Source organism: Bosea sp. PAMC 26642 (assembly GCF_001562255.1).
Classification (GTDB): domain Bacteria; phylum Pseudomonadota; class Alphaproteobacteria; order Rhizobiales; family Beijerinckiaceae; genus Allobosea.
This window is the reverse complement of sequence record NZ_CP014301.1, coordinates 3,216,160-3,235,415: the sequence shown is the minus strand read 5'-3', so window position 1 is coordinate 3,235,415 and position 19,256 is coordinate 3,216,160. Positions and strand designations below refer to the sequence as shown.

General features: G+C 64.9%; 17 protein-coding genes. 3 read left to right on the top strand and 14 right to left on the bottom strand.

Annotated features, from left to right (window positions below; genetic code table 11):
* Positions 1 to 29: 29 nt before the first annotated feature.
* From AXW83_RS15585 to AXW83_RS15550, 8 genes are all read right to left on the bottom strand, one after another.
* On the bottom strand, positions 30 to 848 hold the full coding sequence (locus AXW83_RS15585) for a carbohydrate ABC transporter permease (protein WP_066614989.1): 819 nt from the start codon (positions 846 to 848) through the stop codon (positions 30 to 32).
* A complete protein-coding gene (locus AXW83_RS15580) occupies positions 848 to 1,807 on the bottom strand; it encodes a carbohydrate ABC transporter permease (RefSeq protein WP_066614988.1) in 960 nt (319 codons plus the stop codon). Before AXW83_RS15580 ends, AXW83_RS15585 begins: the two co-directional genes overlap by 1 nt.
* On the bottom strand, positions 1,804 to 3,219 hold the full coding sequence (locus AXW83_RS15575) for an FAD-binding oxidoreductase (RefSeq protein ID WP_156640090.1): 1,416 nt from the start codon (positions 3,217 to 3,219) through the stop codon (positions 1,804 to 1,806). Before AXW83_RS15575 ends, AXW83_RS15580 begins: the two co-directional genes overlap by 4 nt.
* A complete protein-coding gene (locus AXW83_RS15570; protein ID WP_066614987.1) occupies positions 3,191 to 3,949 on the bottom strand; it encodes an ABC transporter ATP-binding protein in 759 nt (252 codons plus the stop codon). Before AXW83_RS15570 ends, AXW83_RS15575 begins: the two co-directional genes overlap by 29 nt.
* Positions 3,950 to 3,958: 9 nt before the next feature.
* The gene (locus AXW83_RS15565; protein ID WP_066614986.1) at positions 3,959 to 5,101 is read right to left on the bottom strand and encodes an ABC transporter substrate-binding protein; all 1,143 of its coding nucleotides are present in this window, start codon (positions 5,099 to 5,101) and stop codon (positions 3,959 to 3,961) included.
* Between the two features lie 25 nt (positions 5,102 to 5,126).
* Positions 5,127 to 7,028 carry a branched-chain amino acid ABC transporter ATP-binding protein/permease gene (locus tag AXW83_RS15560; RefSeq protein ID WP_066614985.1) on the bottom strand — a complete coding sequence of 634 codons (1,902 nt, stop codon included), beginning with the start codon at positions 7,026 to 7,028 and terminating at the stop codon, positions 5,127 to 5,129.
* A 10-nt stretch (positions 7,029 to 7,038) separates the two neighbouring features.
* Entirely contained in the window at positions 7,039 to 7,911 is an 873-nt protein-coding gene (locus AXW83_RS15555) for a branched-chain amino acid ABC transporter permease (RefSeq protein WP_236841959.1), read from the bottom strand.
* Positions 7,912 to 8,019: 108 nt separating this feature from the next.
* Complete coding sequence (locus AXW83_RS15550) at positions 8,020 to 8,967, bottom strand: dihydrodipicolinate synthase family protein (RefSeq protein WP_066614983.1); 948 nt, start codon at positions 8,965 to 8,967, stop codon at positions 8,020 to 8,022.
* A gap of 300 nt (positions 8,968 to 9,267) precedes the next feature.
* Between AXW83_RS15550 and AXW83_RS15545 the strand changes: the two genes are divergently transcribed.
* Positions 9,268 to 10,605, top strand: coding sequence for an extracellular solute-binding protein (locus AXW83_RS15545; RefSeq protein WP_066614982.1), 1,338 nt, complete (start codon positions 9,268 to 9,270; stop codon positions 10,603 to 10,605).
* A gap of 110 nt (positions 10,606 to 10,715) precedes the next feature.
* On the opposite strand, the gene AXW83_RS15540 is transcribed toward AXW83_RS15545, so the two are convergent.
* The 4 genes from AXW83_RS15540 to AXW83_RS15525 form a co-directional block, all read right to left on the bottom strand.
* Positions 10,716 to 11,990: a TRAP transporter large permease gene (locus AXW83_RS15540; RefSeq protein WP_066614981.1), complete on the bottom strand. Its 1,275-nt coding sequence runs from the start codon at positions 11,988 to 11,990 to the stop codon at positions 10,716 to 10,718.
* Positions 11,990 to 12,487, bottom strand: coding sequence for a TRAP transporter small permease (locus AXW83_RS15535; protein ID WP_066614980.1), 498 nt, complete (start codon positions 12,485 to 12,487; stop codon positions 11,990 to 11,992). Before AXW83_RS15535 ends, AXW83_RS15540 begins: the two co-directional genes overlap by 1 nt.
* Positions 12,488 to 12,496: 9 nt before the next feature.
* A complete protein-coding gene (locus tag AXW83_RS15530) occupies positions 12,497 to 13,495 on the bottom strand; it encodes a sialic acid TRAP transporter substrate-binding protein SiaP (RefSeq protein WP_066614979.1) in 999 nt (332 codons plus the stop codon).
* A 226-nt stretch (positions 13,496 to 13,721) separates the two neighbouring features.
* Positions 13,722 to 14,486, bottom strand: a complete 765-nt coding sequence (locus AXW83_RS15525; protein ID WP_066620569.1) for an IclR family transcriptional regulator — start codon at positions 14,484 to 14,486, stop codon at positions 13,722 to 13,724.
* Between the two features lie 304 nt (positions 14,487 to 14,790).
* Here AXW83_RS15525 and AXW83_RS15520 point away from each other — a divergent pair, with 304 nt between their 5' ends.
* On the top strand, positions 14,791 to 15,759 hold the full coding sequence (locus AXW83_RS15520) for a Bug family tripartite tricarboxylate transporter substrate binding protein (protein WP_066614978.1): 969 nt from the start codon (positions 14,791 to 14,793) through the stop codon (positions 15,757 to 15,759).
* 107 nt (positions 15,760 to 15,866) lie between these two features.
* Positions 15,867 to 16,952 carry a glycoside hydrolase family 88 protein gene (locus AXW83_RS15515; protein WP_168166104.1) on the top strand — a complete coding sequence of 362 codons (1,086 nt, stop codon included), beginning with the start codon at positions 15,867 to 15,869 and terminating at the stop codon, positions 16,950 to 16,952.
* A 78-nt stretch (positions 16,953 to 17,030) separates the two neighbouring features.
* Here AXW83_RS15515 and AXW83_RS15510 read toward each other — a convergent pair whose 3' ends face one another.
* Both AXW83_RS15510 and AXW83_RS15505 read right to left on the bottom strand, forming a co-directional pair.
* On the bottom strand, positions 17,031 to 18,530 hold the full coding sequence (locus AXW83_RS15510; RefSeq protein WP_066614976.1) for a tripartite tricarboxylate transporter permease: 1,500 nt from the start codon (positions 18,528 to 18,530) through the stop codon (positions 17,031 to 17,033).
* Between the two features lie 15 nt (positions 18,531 to 18,545).
* A complete protein-coding gene (locus AXW83_RS15505; protein WP_168166103.1) occupies positions 18,546 to 18,971 on the bottom strand; it encodes a tripartite tricarboxylate transporter TctB family protein in 426 nt (141 codons plus the stop codon).
* Between the last annotated feature and the right edge of the window lie 285 nt (positions 18,972 to 19,256).

Here is a 19,256-nt window from a genome sequence, read left to right as displayed (position 1 = left end):
CAGCACTATCCTGCCTCATAGGATGGTTTTCACCCATCCTTGAGCCCTCCCGCCGAGAGCCCGGCGACGATTTGGCGCTGCGCCAGAACCGTCACCAGCAGCACCGGCAGGGTCACCAACAGCGCCGCAGCTGCCAGCGGGCCCCACGAGATTTGCTCGAAAGTCAGCGAGTTGTAGACGGCCGAAGGCAGCGTGCGGCTGTTCTTGCCGCCGAGCACGACCGAGAAGATGAAGTTGTTCCAGGAGAAGATGAAGGCGAGGATGCCGCCGACGGTGACGCCGGGCATGGCCAGCGGCAGCGCCACGTGACGGAAGGCCTGCAAGGAACTCGCGCCGTCGATGCGCGCCGCATCCTCAAGTTCCATCGGGATATTCTCGAAATATCCGATCATGATCCAGACGATGATCGGGATCGTGATGACGAGATGGGTGATGACCAGCGCCGTGATGGTGCCGACCAGCCCGGTCATCTGGAACAGCAGGAAGAGCGGGATCAGATAGGACAAAGCCGGCGTCATGCGGGCGACCAGGATCAGGATGGCGAACTTCGTCGCTTTGCCGCGCGCGATCCCGTAGCCGGCCGGCACGCCCACCAGCAGGCCGATCAGCACCGCCCCGCCGGTAACCAGGATCGAATTCCAGAGATACAGGGCAAAGTTGTTCTGCGCGAAGACGTCGACATAGTTCTTCAGCGTCGGCGGATTCGGGATGAAGACCGGTGGAAAGGCGGTGTTGTCGAGCTCGTTCTTGAACGACAGCGAGATCATCCAGAGGAAGACCAGCACAGCCGGCGAGACCAGCACGAAGACGGAGGCGTAGAAGCCGAGCTTTGTGGCGAGGCGCTTCATCACGCGTTCCACTTCGACTTCTGGCGCGCATAGAGCAGCAGCAGCGAGAGCATGATGACGATGACGAAGAAGATCACCACGACGGCCGAGGCGTAGCCGATCTTGTAGAACTGGAAGGCCTGCAGATAGAGGAAGATGTTGAGCATCTCCGAGGCCGTGCCGGGCCCGCCCTGGGTGATCACGAAGATCGTGTCGAGGGCCTTCAGCGCATCGATGGTGCGGATCACGATTGCCACCATGATGAACGGCCAGACCAGCGGCAGCGTGATGTGGCGGAACATCGCCCAGTCGCTGGCGCCGTCGATCAGGGCGGATTCATAGGGCTCGCGCGGCAGGCCCGCGAGGCCACCCAACACGATCAGCATGACCAGCGGCGTCCAGTGCCAGACCTCGACCATGACCAGCGTCGGGATCACTGTGCCGGGATCGTAGACCCAGTTCTGCGGGCCGATGCCGACGAGCGAGAGCAGATAGTTCAGCACGCCGAGCTGCGGATGGAACATCATCGTCCAGACCAGCGAGACCGCGACCGGCGTCGCCATCATCGGCATCACGAAGACGGCACGCAGGATGCCGCGAAACGGAAACTCACGGTGGAAGACGAGCGCTGCCGCCGTTCCGAAGAGGATCGGCAGCACCACCGCCAGCACGGTGAAATACAAGGTGTGCCCCATCGACTCGATGAAGCGCGCATCGCGGAAGAGTTCGGCGAAATTCTGAAGCCCGACGAATTCCGGGCCGCCGCCGATCTTCCAGTCCTGCGTCGACATGTAGAGCGTGAACAGCCACGGGAACACGATCACCGCCGCGACGATCAGCACCGCCGGCAGCGAAAACACCCAGTAGCGCGGCGTGAAATCGGCCGAGTGCTTGAAGAGTTTCGCCTGGGGCGGCGTGGAGGCAAGCAATTTGGTTGGGAACTCGGGCCGCGACGAAACTTTGCTTTCTGCATAGCTCATGCTGGCAGCACCTTGCCCGGGTTGAGAATGTTGTGCGGGTCGAGGCTGGTCTTGATCAGCCGCATCAGATCGACGGCTGCATCGCCATGCTCGCGGCGCAGATATTTCGCCTTGCCATAGCCGACGCCGTGCTCGCCGGTGCAGGTTCCGCCGAGCGCGATGGCGCGGTTGACTAGCAGGCCGTTCAGCCGCTCCGCCTCCCGCAGCTCGGCGGGATCGTCGAGGTCGATGATGAAGCTCAGGTGGAAATTGCCGTCGCCGACATGGCCGAGCGCCGGCACCGGGAAGCCCGCCTTCTCGGTCTCGGCGCGGATTTCGGTGATGCAGGTCGCGAGCTGCGAGATCGGCACGCAGGCATCGGTGCCCCAGATCTTGGCGCCCGGCCTCAGCGCGAGCAGGGCGTAGTGGAGGTTATGGCGCGCCTGCCAGAGCCTTGCGCGCTCGTCGGCACCGGCGGCATGACGCCAGCCGGAGCCGCCATGGCCCTCGGCAATGTCCCGGACGGAGGCCGCCTGATCCTCGACCTCGCTGCCGGAGCCGTGGAACTCAAGGAACAGCGTCGCGGTCTCCGGATAGCTCAGCCCGTTATAACGATTGATCGCGCACATACAGAGATCGTCGAGCAGTTCGATGCGCGCGACCGCGATACCGGCCTGGACCGTTTCGATGGCACAGGAAACCGCACTGCCGACGTCGGGAAAGGAGCAGACGGCGACCGAGATCGCCTCGGGTATGCCCTGGAGCCTGAGCGTCACCTCGGTGATGACGCCGAGCGTGCCCTCCGAGCCAACGAAGAGCCGGGTCAGGTCGTAGCCGGCCGCGGATTTGCGAGCGCGGTTGGCGGTCTTGACGACGCTGCCATCGGCCAGGACGGCGGTCAGCGCGATGACGTTCTCGCGCATGGTGCCGTAGCGCACCGCATTGGTGCCAGAGGCCCTTGTCGCGGCCATGCCGCCAAGCGTCGCTTCGGCGCCGGGATCGACCGGGAAGAACAGCCCGGTGTCGCGCAGATGAGCGTTGAGCTGCTGGCGCGTGACGCCGGCTTGGACTACGCAATCGAGGTCCTCGGCATGGACGGCGACGATCGCATTCATGCGCGACAGGTCGATGCAGACGCCGCCATGCAGCGCCGCAACATGGCCCTCCAGCGAGGTGCCGGCGCCGAAGGGCACGATCGGCACGCGCGCCGTGCGGCATAGCGAGACGATCGCGCTGACCTCGTCGGTGCTTTGCGCGTAGCAGACGACATCGGGCGCGGCGGTCGGGTGATAGGATTCGCCATGGCCGTGGAGCTCGCGATCGGCGGCGGCGAGCGAGCAGCGCGCGCCCAAAAAAGCGCGCAGCGCACGGACGAGGCCGGCGAGCGGGGCCGGTTCCGCGAGTTCAGGCGCCGAGATAGGTCTGGCGGACATAGTCATCTTCGATCAGTTGCTCCGCCGGGCCCGACAGCGAGACCCGGCCATTTTCGAGAACATAGCCAAAATCGGCGACGCCGAGCGCGGCATAGGCATTCTGCTCGACGATCAGGATGGTGCGCCCGGTCCGGGCGATGCGCTGGATGTCGTCGAACATCTCGACCGTGAGTTTTGGAGAGAGCCCCATCGAAGGTTCGTCGAGCAGCAGCACGCGCGGCCCGGCCATCAGCCCGCGCCCGATCGCCAGCATCTGCTGCTCGCCGCCCGAGAGCACGCCGCCGAGATGGGAAGCCTTGCGCGCCAGGACCGGAAAAAGCTCCAGCACCTCGTCGAGCCCTGCCTTGACGGCCGCCTTGTCGTGTCGGCGCACATAGGCACCGACCTCGAGGTTCTCGCGCACCGTCATCGTCGCGAAGATGCGCCGGCGCTGCGGCACGCAGGTGACACCGTCGGCGACGATCGCCTCGACCGAGCGGGTGTGGATCGGCACGCCATTGAGGCGGACCTCGCCGGCGCTCGGCCGCACCCGCCCGATGATCACATTGAGCGTGGTCGACTTGCCGGCGCCATTGGCGCCGATCACCGCGACGACCTCGCCCTTGCGCACCTCCAGCGACAGATCGAAAAGGATCTGCGCCGGCCCATAGCCGGCATCGACATGGGTCAGCGCCAGGCTGGCCGCCACTTGCCGGGACGGCGCCGCGTTGAGAAGGCCGGCCTGTTCCATGGCGGCCTTTCAGAACTTCACCGTCGAGCGCACGACCGGCTGGCCGTCCTTGACCTCGACGATATTGATCTGCTGGTTGCAGTCGCCATTCTCCTGGCAGGCATAGGTCGCCAGGACACCGTCATATTTCACCTTGTCGAAGGCCGCGCGGACCTTATGGGGGTCGGTCGAGCCGGCGGCGTTGATGGCGCGAGCGGCGTAGTGGGCGGCGTCGTAGTAGGTCGCGGCCCAGATCTCGGGCAGCGAGCCATATTTGGCCTCGTATTTCTTGACGAATGCCTGGACGTGCGGGGCTGGATTCGAGGCGACGAAATCATTCGCGCTGACCACACCCTCCGATGCCGCGCCGGCGAGCTTGATGAAGGTCGGCTCGCTGGCCGAGGTGCTGCCTCCGAACTTCATCTCGAGGCCGAGCTGGCGCGCCTGCCTGACGATCAGGCCGGCCTCGTTGTCATGAGTCCACATCAGGACGAGGGCCGCTCCAGCGTTCTTCAGCTTGGCGAGCTGGGCCGAGAAATCCTTGTCGCCGGCATTGTGGCTCTCGACCGCTACCGGCTTCAGCCCGGCCGCCTCGAGCACGGCGGTGATGCGGGAGAGGCCGCCGCGACCCATGTCGTCATTGATCGCGATGATGCCGATCTTGTCGGTCTTGAGTTCCTTGCGCGCGTATTCGACCAGCGCGCGGGCCTGGATGTTGTCGTTGCCGCGAATACGGACAACGAATTTGCAGCCATTGGCCGTGACCGGGATGCCGGTTGCGCCGGTGATCGAGACGGTCGCCCCGGTGCAGTACGTCTTCTGGGTGGCGAGCTGCGCCACCGAGAAATGCGGGCCGAGGATCACGGGCGCCTTGCTCACCTGCATCAGCTTGGTCACGGCGTTGAGCGCGGCGTTGGGATTGTCGCCCTGGTCGTCCTCGAAGGTAATCTGCAACGGCTTTCCGAGCACGCCACCAGCGGCGTTGATCTCCTCCAGCGCCAGTTCGACGCCCTGCTTGTAGTTGCGGCCGAGCAAGGCGCGCGGGCCGGTCAGCGGCGCGGCGGCCCCGATCACGGTCTGCGCCTGCGCCTGGCTCGTCCATGACAAAGGCAGCGCCGCGGCAGCGAGCGCGGCGATGGCGATGAGGCGGATGGCGGCTTGGTTCTTGTTCATTTGTCCCTCCCGTGGTGGTGGCTGGTCATGTCGCGGATCGTTCGGGCGATCTGTCGTTCTGGATGGGGCTGTCGTCGTGGCGAGGCGCGGGCCTGGCCCGGCGGGCGACCTTGCTGCCGAGATAGGCGTCGATGACGCGCGGATCGCGCGCCACCTCGGCAGGCGCGCCTTCAGCGATCTTCTCGCCAAGATTGAGCACAACGACCCGGTCGCACATGCCCATGATCAGCTTTACCCGGTGCTCGACGACGAGGATGGTCATGCCCTGGTCGCGCAGCCGCATCAGGATATCGCCGAGGTCCATGACGAGGCCGCCGCGCAGGCCCGCCGCCGGCTCGTCGAGCAGCAGGAGCTTTGGCTTGCTGACAATGGCGCGTGCGATCTCGACCAACCGGCTCTGGCCGAAGGAGAGCTCGCTCGCCCTGCGCTCGGCCAGAGCCCCGACGCCGATCAGGTCGAGCGCGGCGAGCGCGGCCTGGCGCGCACGCGTCTCCTTGGCGCGCAGGCCTGGACCGCCGACGACCGCCTCGGCGAGCCCGCAGGAGCGCGACGCCTGATGCGCCAGCATGACGTTCTCGACCACCGTCATCGAGCCCCAGATCCGAACGTTCTGGAAGATGCGCGAGACGCCGGCGGCATGGACGTCCCAGGCCGGCAGGCCGGTGAGGTCGCGCCCGGCGAGCGCGATCGCGCCATGCGACAGACGCACGATGCCGGAACAGGCATTGATCATGGTGGATTTGCCTGAGCCGTTGGGCCCGATCAACCCGAGGATTTCGCCGGCCTTGACATCGAAGGAGACGGCATCGAGCGCCGCCACTCCGCCGAAATGGCGCGTCGCCTCCTCGATCGTGACGAGAGGCGGCCCGGCGGGCGAGGTCGGCTGCGACGCGGCTGCGGTCTCGGGTCCGCGGGCAAGGGACAGGCCGCTCGTCTGCGCGACACTTTCGGCCGGCCCTTCGCGCCAGCCAGGCGTGAAGGGCGCCAACGCCCAGTCGGCGAAAACGCCGAGCCCGCGCGGCGCCACCAGCAGGACGACGACGACCGAAAGACCGAACATGGCTAGATAGATCAGTTGCAGGTCGCGCAGCGCTTCCGGCAGTACGGTGACGACGAGGGCTCCAAGAAAGCTGCCGCCGATCGAACCGAGGCCGCCGATCACCACCATCAGGAGCAGCTTGATGCTCTCGACAACGACGAAGTTGTTGGGCGAGATGAAGCCGATGCTGAGCGCGTAGAGCCCGCCGGCCAATCCGCCCCAGACGGCACAGATCACGAAAGCCGCGACTTTCGTGCGCTTCGAATTCACGCCCATCGATTCCGCCGCCAGTTCGTCGTCGCGGATGGCGCGCATGTCGCGGCCCAGACTCGTTCCGAACAGGCGCAAGGTGACGACGTAGATCGCGAGCGTGACGAGCAGCAGTGGCAGATAGAGCTGTTCCGGCGTGGTCTTTCCGAGCGCGGGCAGTTCGATGACGGGGATGGCGCGCAGGCCAAAGGCGCCGCCGGTCAGCCACTCCTCGTTGAGCACGACGAGGCGGAAGATCTCGTTCAGTCCGAGCGTCGTGATGGCGAGGTAGTGGCCGCGGATGCGCACGCTGAGCAGACCGAGCGCTGCCCCTACAAGGCCCGTCCCAGCGATTCCGAGCGGCAAAGCGAGCCACCAGGGCAGGCCGCCTTTGAGCATCAGAAGCGCGGTGGAATAGGCGCCGAGCCCCATCATCGCAGCCTGGCCGAGCACGATCTGGCCGGTGATGCCGGTCGCGATGTTCAGGCCTAGCGCCGCGATCGCGGCGATCCAGGCGAGGTTCAGCACCTGGATGTAATAACTGTTGAGGCCGATGAGCGGCGGCAGAACGAGCATGGCGAGGAAGGCCGCCAGCGACAGCTTCCTGGTCCGGCCGCTGGTCAGGAGGGTCGCGCCCATCACGGCGCCCTCAGGCCCGGTCCGCCTGCCGCTCGGGCACGAGGCCCTGCGGCAGGAAGGCCAGGAACACCAGCAGCAGGGCGAAGGCAATCGCATCCTTGTAGGCCGAGGAGATCAGGTAGGCGCCGAGGTTTTCGCTGAGACCCAGCAGCAGCGCGCCGATGACGGCGCCGGGCACGCTGCCGAAACCGCCGATGATCATGGCGACGAAGCCCTTGAGCCCGACCAGCGTGCCCATTTCGGTGGTGACGAAAAACAGGGGCGCGAGCAGGATGCCCGCCAGCGCCGCCAGCACGGCCGAATAGGCGAAGGCGCCGGCGAGCACGCGCTCGACCGGAATGCCCATCAGCCCGGCGGTATCGCGGTCGAGCGCCACCGCCCGCATCACTTTGCCGATCATAGTGTAGCGCAGCACGAGATACTGCCCGGTCATGCTGACAACCGCGACCGCGAGGATCAGCAATTGCTGGTAGGAGACGACGATGCCGGCGAGCCTGAACGAGGCGATGCCCAGCGGGCCGTCATAGAGCAGCGGCTCGGGTCCGTAGATGATATGAGCCATCTCCTTCAGAAAGATGCCGAAGCCGACCGTCGAGATGATCGCCACCAGCGCTCGCTGCCGTTGCAGCCGCGAGAACACGATCCGGGAGAAGGCCGCACCCATCAGGGCCATCAGCACGATGATGCCGACGAGAGCGAGTGGAAAGGACAGGCCGAGTTTCGTGACCAGCGTGGCGACGAAAACAAAGGCGGCGAAGGTGATGAATTCGCCGGCAGCAAAGTTGACCAGGTTCATCGTGTTCCAGACGAACACGTAACCGAGGGCGACGAGGGCATAGATCGCCCCCATCGCCAGACCGCTGGCGATGATCTGCCCGAGCATCGTGTCCACCCTAACCGCTCCCAAACGGAAGCGTTTTTGATTGTACTGCGGCTCTGCGGCCGGCTTTGGCGGGGCGCGCGGTTCGCGCGCCCCGTCATCGTTCGCGGTTCAGGCTGCGGCGACGCTGCGGATCGTGGCGGCCGGCTTCAGGGTGATCGGGAGATTGGCGAGCGCCTTGTCGATCACCGCCTTCTGGGCGTCCGTCACCGGCTGCATCGGCGCTCGCGGCTGAAAGAAGCCAATGCCCTGGCGGCTCTGCACGTATTTGACGCAGGCCGGAAGCGAATCGTGCGGCATGGCGTTCCAGAGCACATTGATGCGCTTGTGCAACTCCAGCGCGGACTTGTGGTCGCCGGCCTTGACCAGATCGAACAGCTTGACGCAGACGCCGGGAACAGCGGCCGTCAGGGCCGTGATCGCGCCATGAGCACCCAGCGAAAAGGCCGGATAGAGCAAGGCGTCGATGCCCGACAACACGACATTGCCGGGCTTGATCGCGCCGAGCAGGTCGGAGACCGATTTCAGGTCGCCCGAACTCTGCTTCATGCCGACAACGCCAGGCACCTCGTCCATGATCTTCAGCATCATCTCGACGCTGAGATAGTTCCAGGGAATGACGTTGTAGATCAGGATCGGGATGCCGGTTTCCTCATGGATCGCGCGGAAATGCTCGATCGTGCGCTCGGCATCGGGCTTGAACAGATAGTGTACCGGTGTGATCTGCAGGGCGGCGATGTCGAGCCCCTTGAGCATCCGCATGCGGGCGATCGCCTCACGGGTGCTGTTGACGATCAGCCCGACCAGCAGCGGCTTGCGGCCCGCCATGGCGGCATGGCTCTCCTGCATGACCTTGGCGAATTCGTCGCGATCGAGCGTATGGCCCTCGCCGGTGCTGCCGCCGACCACGATGCCGTTGACGCCCTGCTCAACGGCGTAGTCGACCTGCTCCTTGACGGCGGAATAGACGATCTCGCCATGCTTGTCGAAGGGCATCGTCAGGGGCGGGATAATGCCGGAAAGGGCGGCTGTGCTGGTTGTCTGCTTGGCTTCGCTCATGGGCCTCTCCCGCGGCTGGTCTCGGCTGGTTGATGATCTCCAACCTCTGACTTTGAAAGTAGGACGGCGAAAATATCCCGTCAATCAGTTTTATATTCCATATTACGGGATATCATGTTGTCGTGCAGTGGGTTTCCGCTTCTCTGGCGTGGCGCTCGGCCTATTGGGCTTAGGCACGTAGACGGATCGGCTATATACATCGAATTCCGTTTTACGGGATTATATCCCTTGAAAATGGCACTGCGCCGTGGCAGCTTCAATCAAAAATCCGAGATTGAACACAGCCCTTGGGAGGCAACAATGGATCATCCGAAAGACAAGGCTGGCGCATCGCGTCGTGAACTTCTGGGCGGGCTCGCTGCCGGCGCCATAATGCCGACCGGCGGGGCGGCTTGGGCGCAGGCCGGCTTCGATTGGCGCAAATTCGCAGGCCAGAGCATCGCGGTTTCGCTGGTCAAGAACCCGCGCGCCGATCTGCTGGCGAAGTACACCCCCGAATTCGAAGCTCTGACCGGCATCAAGGCCGAGATGGAGCTGATCCCCGAGCAGCAGCATCGCCAGAAGCAGTTGATCGAGTTCGTCTCGGGTAAGCCCTCCTTCGACGTCACGACGGTATCCTGGCACGTCCAGAAGCGCCAATTCGGCAAGGGCCGCTGGCTCGAAGACCTGCGGCCTATGCTGGCCGACGCCTCGCTGACCGCCGCGGATTTCGACTTCAAGGACTTTTCGGCCGGAGCGCTCGCCTTCGGCACGCAGGCCGATGGCCGCGTAGACTCGCTGCCGCTCTCGCTCGACTATCTGCTGATCTACTACAACAAGGAGATGTTCGAGGCGAAGGGCGTCGCTTTCCCGAAGACCTATGAGGAGATGGTTCAGGCGGCCGCCAAACTGACCGACCCGGGCAAGCGCCAATATGGCTGGGTCGCGCGCGGTCTCAAGAACGCCAACACCTATGTTTGGGCGGCGCTGATGCTGGGTTGGGGCGAGGATGCGATCAAGTCGAACGGCGAACTGAACACCGCCGGCCCGGCCGCGATCGAATCGGCGAAGATGTTCGCCGATCTCTGCCGCAACAGCGCGCCTCCCGGGACGATCGGCTATAACTGGAACGAGTGCCAGACCAGTTTCATGCAGGGTGGGGCCGCGATGTGGCCCGATTCCAGCGGCTTCGCCACACCTCTCGAGGATCCGTCGAAATCGCGTATCGTCGGCAAGGTCGGCTATGGCGTGGTGCCCAGGGGGCCGGGTGCCCAGGCCGTCGGCCTGACCGGCGACGGCATCGGCGTGACGGCAGCAAGCACAAAGAAGGGGCCAGCCTATCTCTACGTGCAGTGGGCCACTAGCAAGCTGAACCATGGCCGCTTCCTGCAGAATGGCGCCGGAGCCGGAGCGCGCGACTCGATTTACAGCGACCCGAAGGTGCTCGCCGAGGTCAAGACCTCGAAGGACTGGGTTTCGGGCATCCAGGCCTCGGCGCCGCTGGGCCGGCCGGCTCTGCCCAATATCATCCCGGTGACAGAATTCCGCGACGTCTTCGGGGTGGCACTCACCAATATGATCTCGGGCGCCGACCCGGCAACCGAACTGCGCAAGGCGACCGAGGCGTTCAAGCCGACGCTGGAGGCCAGCGAGAGATAAACGGACTCCCCCCGGGGCGCGAACCTGCGTTCCCCAACTGCAAGGGCCGCGGCTTCCGCTGCGGCCCTTTTTTCGTGCCGGTTGGCTTCTTCTCGACGGGTTTGCCGTCATCAGTTTCCGTAGAACAGTCGCGGCAGGAACAGCACGACCTCGGGAATGAAGGTGATGATGGCGAGTACGATCAGGAGTGGCGGAATGAATGGCAGGATCGCCTTGGCGAGATCCGTGAACGGAATGTCGCCGACGCGGGCCACGACGAAGAGTGCCATGCCGAAGGGCGGCGTCAGCAACCCGATCATCAGGTTCATCACCATAACCACGCCGAAATGCACCGGGTCGATGCCGAGCTTCAGCACCACCGGCAGCAGCACCGGCACGGTCAGGATCATGATCGCCATGCCCTCCATGAAGCAGCCGAGCACGAGGAGCAGGATGTTGATCAGCAGCAGGATGACCCAGGGCTTGTCGGAGAAGCTTAGCAGCGCATCCGCCAGATGTTGTGGCACTTGTTCGCGCGTCAGGATCCAGGTGGTGAGGTTTGCGCAGGCGACGATCATGCCGATCACGGCCGTTGTCATGGCCGAATCGCGGAAGATCCGCGGCAGGTCGCTCCAGGACAGTTCCTTGTAGATGAACAGCCCCAGCACCAACGCGTAGACTGCGGCGACGGCGGCGCATTCCGTCGCCGTGAAGATGCCCGCAACGATACCGCCCATGATGACGAAGGGGGCGAGGATGGCGAGCCAAGCTTCCTTGAAGGCGATCCAGATCTCGGACTTCGTTGCGCGCTCGTAGCGCGGATAGCCCCGCTTCTTGGAGATGAAGTAGACGTAGATCATGAGGGCGATCGCCGTGAGCACGCCGGGCACAGTGCCGGCGATCAGCAGCCGCCCGGCTGAGGCGCTCGCCGTAACCGCATAGATCACGAGGATGATCGAGGGCGGAATCAGCGGACCCAGGATGCATGCGGCGGCCGTGAGCGAGCCGGCAAAGGGCGCGTCGAAGCCCTGCTTCTTCATCTCCTTGATGATCAACGTGCCGATTCCGGCAGCATCCGCCAGCGCCGAACCTGAAATTCCCGACATGATGACGTTGGCGACGACGTTGACATGGCCGAGGCCGCCAGAGATGTGGCCCACGAGGACGCGCGAGAATTTGAAGATGCGAGTCGTGATTCCGCCGGTGTTCATAAGTTCGCCGGCCAGCACGAAGGCAGGCACGGCCAGCAGCGGGAACGAGTCGAGTCCCGCAAATAGGCGTTGTGGCGAGCTCACCATCGAGCCGCCTTCGATCCAGAGGAAGAGATAGCCAATCACGCCGAGCGTAAAGGCGATCGGCATGCCCGCGAGCAGGAGGCCGAGCCAGCCGGCAACGTAGAAGGCCATCAGTCGATGCTCCGTATTGATGCCGCGCTGAGCGCATCATCGGCCGTGCCGCGCGCATCCTCGACGAGCGCTACGAGCGTGCGGGCGATCATGCAGAACGCCGTGATCGGGAAGACGGCGTATACCAGCCCTTGCGGCAGTTCGAGCGTCGCCGTCGGGATGTCCCACATCCGCTGGACACTGAGCGCGCCCCAGTAAAACAGGTTGCCGAGGAAGAACAGGACCAGCAAATGCGAGCCGACGGCGGCAGCGATTCTCGCGCGCCGAGGCAAGGCGTTGAGCAGCACGTCGACGACGACATGGCTGCGGTTCGCGATCGCGCCGCTCGCCCCGAAGAAGACCAGCCAGATGAAGAGGTGGCGCGCCACCTCCTCGGTCCAGGCCAGCGGGCTGTTGAAGACGTAGCGCGTCACGATTTGCAGGCAGAGCACGACGAGGATCGCCATCATCAGCAGGCCGGCTATCTCGGTTTCGAAATTCCTGAGCTTGTCCTTCATGGCGTCGGTTCAGCCGAGCTTCTGCAGTTCGGCGAAGGCGCCCTTTCCCCAGATCGTCTCGTTCTTCTCGTAGACCGGCTTCATCGCGTTCTGGAACGAGGCGCGATCAGGCTCGACGATGGTGACGCCCTTGCTCCTGAACTCCCCGACGAGACTGGTTTCGAGGTCGATCAGGATCTTGTCGTTGACCTCGCCCCCGGCATTGAGCGCATCGACGATCAAGACCCGGTCGGCCTCAGGGATCGCATTCCAGCGCTTGGCGCCGGCGATGATGATCTGCGGCGTCACGATATGGGCCGTCAGATTGACGAACTTCTGAACCTCGAAGAATTTCTGCGAGTTGATCGTCGGCAGCGGGTTCTCCTGGCCGTCGACCACGCCGGTCTGCAGGCTGAGATAAACCTCGGCCAGCGCCATCGGCGTCGGGACGGCGGCGATGGCGCGGATCATGTCGAGGTAGAGCGGCACCTCCGGCACACGCAGCTTCAGTCCCCTGGCGTCGGCAACGGTCTTCAGGGCGCGATCGCGCGTGGTGAAGTGCCTCGCACCATAATACCAGGGCTTGCCGACGCGCTGCATGTTCTGCTTTTCGGCGAGCATCTTGAACTGCGCCAGCGACCACGGGCTGTCCATCATCTTCACCAGCGTGGCAAAGCCGTCGCACAGGAACGGCGCCTCGAAAATCGAGACCGGGCGGTGCCAATTGCCGATGATGCCGGGGCCGTCGATCGAGAAATCCAGCCCGCCATCGGAGACCTGCTGGTCGAGCTCCTTGCCGGTGCCGAGCTGGCCGGCGGGAAAGATGACGATCTCAACGCGCCCACCGGACTTCTCCTTGACCAGTTCGGCAGCCTTGGCGGCGCCGATCGTGACAGGGTGGTCCAGCGGATATTGATGGCCGAGCTTCAGGCTCAGTTTCTGCTGGCCGCGCGCGGGCAGGATCGAGGCGGCAAGGCCGATTGCTGCCCCGGCGAGAATCTGACGACGCGTGGATGATGACTGCGACATGGCTTCCTCCGCTTTGCGGCCCTCGCTATCGAGGCCTTATTGCGGACTATAATCCCGCTTTTCGGAATTGAAAGCGCAAATTGCGTTCGCTGGCTGGCGCGCAGGCGGCCGCCCGCGCTACACGGCCACAGCACAACCCGGAGCTGCCTAGGGCCACGCTGGCTTGTCCGTTTGCGAAATCTGAAGGAAGGGGGATGCGCGGCGCGACGTATCGCACCTGGTGTCGTCAAAGCTGCGCTGAGACGGCGTTGGCGTTGTAGACGACCATCTCGGCGAGCGCGTCGATCTGGGCGTCGGGCAGGCGGAAAGCAGGCCCGCTGATGCTGATGCCGGCGATGACGCGGCCGTGCTGGTCGCGGATCGGCGCGCCGATGCAGCGCAGGCCCGGCTGGTGCTCGGCATTGTCGATGGCGTAGCCTCGCTGCCGCGTCGTCTCGAGTTCGCGGCGCAATTCGTCGGGGTCGGAGATCGTTGTGGTCGTGAAACGGCGCAGGCCCGCCTCGATGATCCGTTCCAGCACGGATTGCGGTTGGAAGGCCAGGATCGCCTTGCCGACGCTGGTGCAATGGACCGGCGCGGCTTCGATATGCGTGATCGGCGCATGACTGTCGGCCGATGGGTCGGAGCGGTGGATCACCACGGCCTGACGCCCGTCGAATACAGCCAGATGCACGAGATGGCCCGTCAGGCGACCGAGTTGCTCGACGAAAGGCCGCGCCTCACGATGCAGATCCATGCTCGACAAGACGGTGTTGCCAAGCTCGAACAGCTTGATCCCGAGCCTGTAACGGTCGCGCTGCTTGTCCTGGTCGAGAAAGCCGACTTCCTTCAGTGAGGCGAGCAAGCGGTGCGTGGTGCTGCGCGGATAGCCGGTGCGCTCGCAGACCTCGGACAGCGAGAGGGCGCGGTTGGTCGTCGAGAAGCAGTCGAGAATGCGGACGACCTTCGAGAGCGACTTGAGCGTGTCGTCGGCGCCGCGGCTAGCGACCATCTGTCCGTCCTTTTGCACGAGCTTGCGTTGCCTTTGCCTGTTCTCGTTCCAGAACTCGTTTGTCAGCGTCCCGCCTGCATTCGTCAAGCGGCCGGTCTTATGCGGGAATTCACCGGCAAGGCCGCCTTTCGCTGCCGGACGCACCCTCGCGACCCTGCCGCCGATATGCCTTCGATCGGCCTGTCGTCCGAAACAGCGGCCACCGAAAAGGCTTGATCCCAGATTGACATTATTACGGGATCAAATCTTATAATACGGAATAGAGCCCGGGAAACGGGCGCGACAGGTTCGGGAGGGAACCATCATGGCGATCACGCGGAGACGGTTGATCCAGGCGGCGGGCGCAACCCTCGCTTTGCCGGGCATTGCGCGCGCTGCGGGCTATCCCGAACGCGACATCACTCTTCTTGTGCCCTGGCCGCCGGGCGGCGGTACCGATACGCTGGCGCGGACATTGGTGAAAAACGCGCAGAAATATCTCGGCGCCTCTGTCACGGTGGTCAACCGCACAGGCGGCAACGGCGTCGTCGGCATGCAGGCCGGCGCCCAGGCCAAACCCGATGGCTACACGCTCTCGCTGATCACGCTGCACCTGTCGAGCTACCGGCTGCTCGGCGTCAATCCGCTGTCCTATCGCGATTTCGAGCCGCTGGCGCTGCTCAACCGTTCGCTAGGCGTGCTGGCGGTCAAGGCGGACTCGCCGTTCCAGACGCTGAAGGATCTGATCGAATACGCCAAGGCCAATCCCGGCGTCGTCACGGTCGGCAATTCGGGCGCCGGCGCGCCGCCCCATCTCAGCGCCGCGCTGATCGCCAAAACATATGGTTTCAAATGGACGCTGGTGCCGTTCGAGGGCACGGCGCCGGCGCGCACCGCAGTTGCGGGCGGCCACATCACGGTGCTGGCCTCGGGCGCCGACGAGGCGCTGCAATTCTACAAGACCAAGCAGATGCGCTATCTAGCGATCACGGCCGACCAGCGCCATCCCTCTTTCCAGGAGGTTCCCACGATCGCCGAGGCCGGCTATCCGGTCGACGGGCTGATCCTTGACTGGCGCGGCATCGCCGTGCCCAAGGGGACCCCGCCAGAGATTCAGACGGTGCTGATGGAAGGCATCCGCAAGATGGCGAATGATCCGGACTACATCCAGCTGATGGACAATCTCGCCTTGCCGCGAGCGAATATGGAAGGCGAGCAGTTCAGGCAATTCCTCGAGAGCATGGAGCAGAACATGGCTCCGGCCCTCAAGGAAGTCGGGCTGCTCAAAGCCTGATGACGCAGCCATCGTTCCTGAGGGAACCCTGGCCGAGCGATATAGCTCGGCCAGGCGGTTCCGCAGCGCGTTCGGCCGAGCAGGCGTTCGCCCTGGTCGAGGCCCGGATGCGCGTCACTCTTGCAGAGGTCGGCACCGGCTGGCCGCATTATGCCGACCCGGAAACCGGCCGCTGGACGACGACCTCGCGAGGGGACTGGACCGGCTGCTACTGGGCCGGGATGCTGTGGATTGCCGAGGCGGCCGGTGCTCCAGTCGAAGCCTCGGCGACGCGCAAGGCACTGCTGCGGCAGACGGAAACGAGGGCCGGCGACGACACGGTCTCGCGCGCCTTCATCTTCTATTTCGGCGCGGCGCTGGGCGCGATCCTCGGGCGCGACCGGGAGGCGGAGCGCATTGCGGTGCTCGGCGCCCGCGCCCTAGCGCGTTCCTATAACCCGCGCGCCCGGATCATTCCGATCGGCTCCGATTCCGAGGAAGAGCACAGCATGGGGCCGCAGCACGTCACGATCGACGGGCTCGTCGGCAGCCTGCCGCTGCTGGCCTGGGCAGCGCAGGTGACGGGCGACGGCGAATTGCGCCATATCGCACGCGAGGACGCCTTGCGGCATCGCGAATTCTGCGTGCGCGACGACGGCTCGGTGTGCCAGTCGGCGCAGTTCGACCCGCGCAGCGGCGATCTCGTGCGGCGCTACACCCATAAGGGGTTCTCGCACGACTCGACCTGGGGCCGCGCCCAGGCCTGGGCGATCGTCGCCTTTGCCGCGGCAGCGAAATGGTATCCGGAGGAGCCGCTCTTCCTGAGCACGGCCTGCGCCGTCGCCGATTGGTGGCTCGCCCACGCGCCGGCGGATGATTGCGTGCTGTGGGATTTCGATGCGCCGCTCGGATCGTTCCGCGACAGCTCTGCAAGCGCGATCGCCGCCGCCGGCCTGCTCAAGCTGGCGCCGCATCTGCGCGAGGAGCAGGGCAAGCGCTATCACGCCGCGGCCGAGCGCCAGATCCTGGCGCTCTCGAACCGCTATCTGACGCCCATCGGCGCCGGCGAGGTCCGCCCACCCGGCATGCTGATCGAGAGCTGCTACAATCCCCATGTCGCTCTGGCGACGCGGCACGAACTGATCTGGGGCAGCTACTACTTATATGAGGGTCTGGCGGTCCTGGCGGGCCGGCTGCGGCCCGATGTGATCTGACGTCTCAGATAGCGGCTTTGGAGAGCGACCGGCGCGGCCCCTTCGCGTCCGGCTGGGTCGTCTCAAGGGCCATTGGTCTCAGGCGGGCTGGGCCTTCGCGATCCGTGTCCGCCGCGCCCGGCGGATCGAGGCAAAGAAGACCAGCACCGCCACCGCCAGGATGCCAAGCGCGATCGGCCGCGACAGGAAGAGCCCGAGATCGCCCTGCCCCATCACGAGCGAGCGGCGCAGATTGGATTCCATCATCACGCCGAGAATGACGCCGAGCACCAGCGGCGAAACCGGAAAGCCGTTGCGCTGCATCTGCCAGCCGATCACGCCGAAGGTGAGCGTCACCCAGATGTCGAAGGGGTTGTTGTCGATCGCATATGCGCCGACCAGGCTGAGCAGACAGACGATCGGCACCAGCACACGCCGGTCGATCTGGACGATGCGGGCAAAGAAGCGGGCTCCGGCGAGACCGATGACCACGAAGGCGATATTCGCGCAGATCATGCCGGCGAAGATCTGGTGGATCAGATCGGGCCGTTCCTGGAAGAGCAGCGGGCCGGGCTGGAGGTTGTGGATCGTCAGCGCACCCATCAGCACGGCGGTGGCGGCATCGCCCGGCACGCCGAGCGTCAGCATCGGCAGCAGGTCCCCGCCGGTGCTCGCGTTCTCGGCGCTTTGGGCCGCGGCGACCCCCTCGGGCGCGCCCTTGCCGAAGCGGTCGGGATCGGGATCGGAGCGCTTGGTTTCGGCATAGGACAGGAAGCTCGAGGTTTCCGCGCCTACGCCCGGCGTCACGCCGACGACGATGCCGAACAGGCAGGAGCGGACATAGACCTTCCAGAAGCCAAGGATCTCGCGCAGCTTCGGCAGGACGTTGCGAACCGCCGGCGGCGTCGGCGGCAGATCGCGCATGCCCTCCATCTGCCGGAACACCTCCGACAGTGAGAACAGCCCGATCATCACCGCGACGAAATTCACGCCACCCGAAAGCTCGCCGAAGCCGAAAGTCAGGCGGGGAAACCCGCCGATCGGATCGAGCCCGATCATCGCGACGAAAAGACCGACCAGCACGCTGGCGAGGCCCTTGACCGGCTGGTCGGCGGCCAGCGTCATCGTCACGGTGAGGCCGAAGACCGCCAGCGCGAAATATTCCGGCGCCGAGAAGCGCAGCGCAAAGGACGCCAGCAGCGGCGCGAAGATCGCCAGCGCCAGCGCCGAGAACAACCCGCCGATGCCTGACGAGATCGTGGCGATGCCGATGGCGCGGCCGGCTTCGCCCTTCTGCGCCATCGGATAGCCGTCGAGCAGGGTAGCCGCAGCGGCCGGCGTACCCGGCGTGCGGATCAGGATCGAGGCGATGCCGCCGGCATAGATGCCGCTGGCATAGATCGCGAGCAGCATCACGATCCCGGCGATCGGCGTCATCGCGAAGGTGAAGGGGATTAGCAGCGCGATCGCCATGGTCGCCGTCAGCCCCGGGATCGCCCCGACGATGATGCCGAGCACCGTGCCCAGGATCAGGAAGCCGAAGATGCGCGGCTCGAAGACATGGACGAAGCCTTGGGCGAGAAGTCCGAGGTCGAACATTGCAAGCTCCGTCGCTCAGAGGCCAAAGGCCGCCGTAAGGGAGGTCCAGATCGTTCCCGCCGGCAGCGGCACATGCAGGAGCGTCACGAAGGAGCCCCAGATCAGCGTCATCACGATGACGGCCGCTACGATGGCGCGTTGCCAGCCGACGCCGTTCAGGCGCTGGAGGGCGAGCAGCGCGAACACGCCGGTCAGCGGCAGGCCGAGCCAAGGCATCGCCGCGCCAAAGGCGGCCATGATCGCGACGGCGAGCAGCACCTTGCCGGGCTCACCCGTGGCATCGTCGGCCAGGCCCGGCCGCAAGAACAGGATAGCCGCGATCGGCAGCATCAGCATCGCGAGCGCGCGCGCGACCAAAGTCGGATCGCCGGCAACATCGACCGCCTTCGGCCAGCCTCGCGACTCGATGAAGATCACGGTGGCAAGAGTGAGCAAAGCCAACGCCGCTATCCGGTCGAAGCACAACAGGCCAGGGCGCCTCGGCTGCATGACAACCGGAGCTGCGGTCGCGGTTTCGCGTTGGCGCGCATCCTGAATCGTCATTGTGCCTCCCGCCGGACGATCATTGCCTGTCGTCCGTTATTTGGATTTATATCCCGCATATAGGAATTAGATTGCCGGGGTTCGTCAAGCCTATGATTGCCCAAGCTTGCGACCTGACCCTCCTTCCTCGCCAAATATCTTCCCGGATTGCGGAATGCAATTCCATCTGATAATCGTCTCCGG

What these genes read in the sequence shown, in the direction of transcription:
- AXW83_RS15565 (WP_066614986.1), bottom strand. Translation starts at nt 5,101, where the DNA reads ATGAACAAGAACCAAGCCGCCATCCGCCTCATCGCCATCGCCGCGCTC.
- AXW83_RS15550 (WP_066614983.1), bottom strand. Translation starts at nt 8,967, where the DNA reads ATGAGCGAAGCCAAGCAGACAACCAGCACAGCCGCCCTTTCCGGCATT.
- AXW83_RS15560 (WP_066614985.1), bottom strand. Translation starts at nt 7,028, where the DNA reads ATGGGCGCGACCCTCCTGACCAGCGGCCGGACCAGGAAGCTGTCGCTG.
- AXW83_RS15530 (WP_066614979.1), bottom strand. Translation starts at nt 13,495, where the DNA reads ATGTCGCAGTCATCATCCACGCGTCGTCAGATTCTCGCCGGGGCAGCA.
- AXW83_RS15580 (WP_066614988.1), bottom strand. Translation starts at nt 1,807, where the DNA reads ATGAGCTATGCAGAAAGCAAAGTTTCGTCGCGGCCCGAGTTCCCAACC.
- AXW83_RS15570 (WP_066614987.1), bottom strand. Translation starts at nt 3,949, where the DNA reads ATGGAACAGGCCGGCCTTCTCAACGCGGCGCCGTCCCGGCAAGTGGCG.
- AXW83_RS15545 (WP_066614982.1), top strand. Translation starts at nt 9,268, where the DNA reads ATGGATCATCCGAAAGACAAGGCTGGCGCATCGCGTCGTGAACTTCTG.
- AXW83_RS15520 (WP_066614978.1), top strand. Translation starts at nt 14,791, where the DNA reads ATGGCGATCACGCGGAGACGGTTGATCCAGGCGGCGGGCGCAACCCTC.
- AXW83_RS15555 (WP_236841959.1), bottom strand. Translation starts at nt 7,911, where the DNA reads ATGCTCGGGCAGATCATCGCCAGCGGTCTGGCGATGGGGGCGATCTAT.
- AXW83_RS15585 (WP_066614989.1), bottom strand. Translation starts at nt 848, where the DNA reads ATGAAGCGCCTCGCCACAAAGCTCGGCTTCTACGCCTCCGTCTTCGTG.
- AXW83_RS15535 (WP_066614980.1), bottom strand. Translation starts at nt 12,487, where the DNA reads ATGAAGGACAAGCTCAGGAATTTCGAAACCGAGATAGCCGGCCTGCTG.
- AXW83_RS15540 (WP_066614981.1), bottom strand. Translation starts at nt 11,990, where the DNA reads ATGGCCTTCTACGTTGCCGGCTGGCTCGGCCTCCTGCTCGCGGGCATG.
- AXW83_RS15525 (WP_066620569.1), bottom strand. Translation starts at nt 14,486, where the DNA reads ATGGTCGCTAGCCGCGGCGCCGACGACACGCTCAAGTCGCTCTCGAAG.
- AXW83_RS15575 (WP_156640090.1), bottom strand. Translation starts at nt 3,219, where the DNA reads ATGTCCGCCAGACCTATCTCGGCGCCTGAACTCGCGGAACCGGCCCCG.
- AXW83_RS15510 (WP_066614976.1), bottom strand. Translation starts at nt 18,530, where the DNA reads ATGTTCGACCTCGGACTTCTCGCCCAAGGCTTCGTCCATGTCTTCGAG.
- AXW83_RS15515 (WP_168166104.1), top strand. Translation starts at nt 15,867, where the DNA reads ATGCGCGTCACTCTTGCAGAGGTCGGCACCGGCTGGCCGCATTATGCC.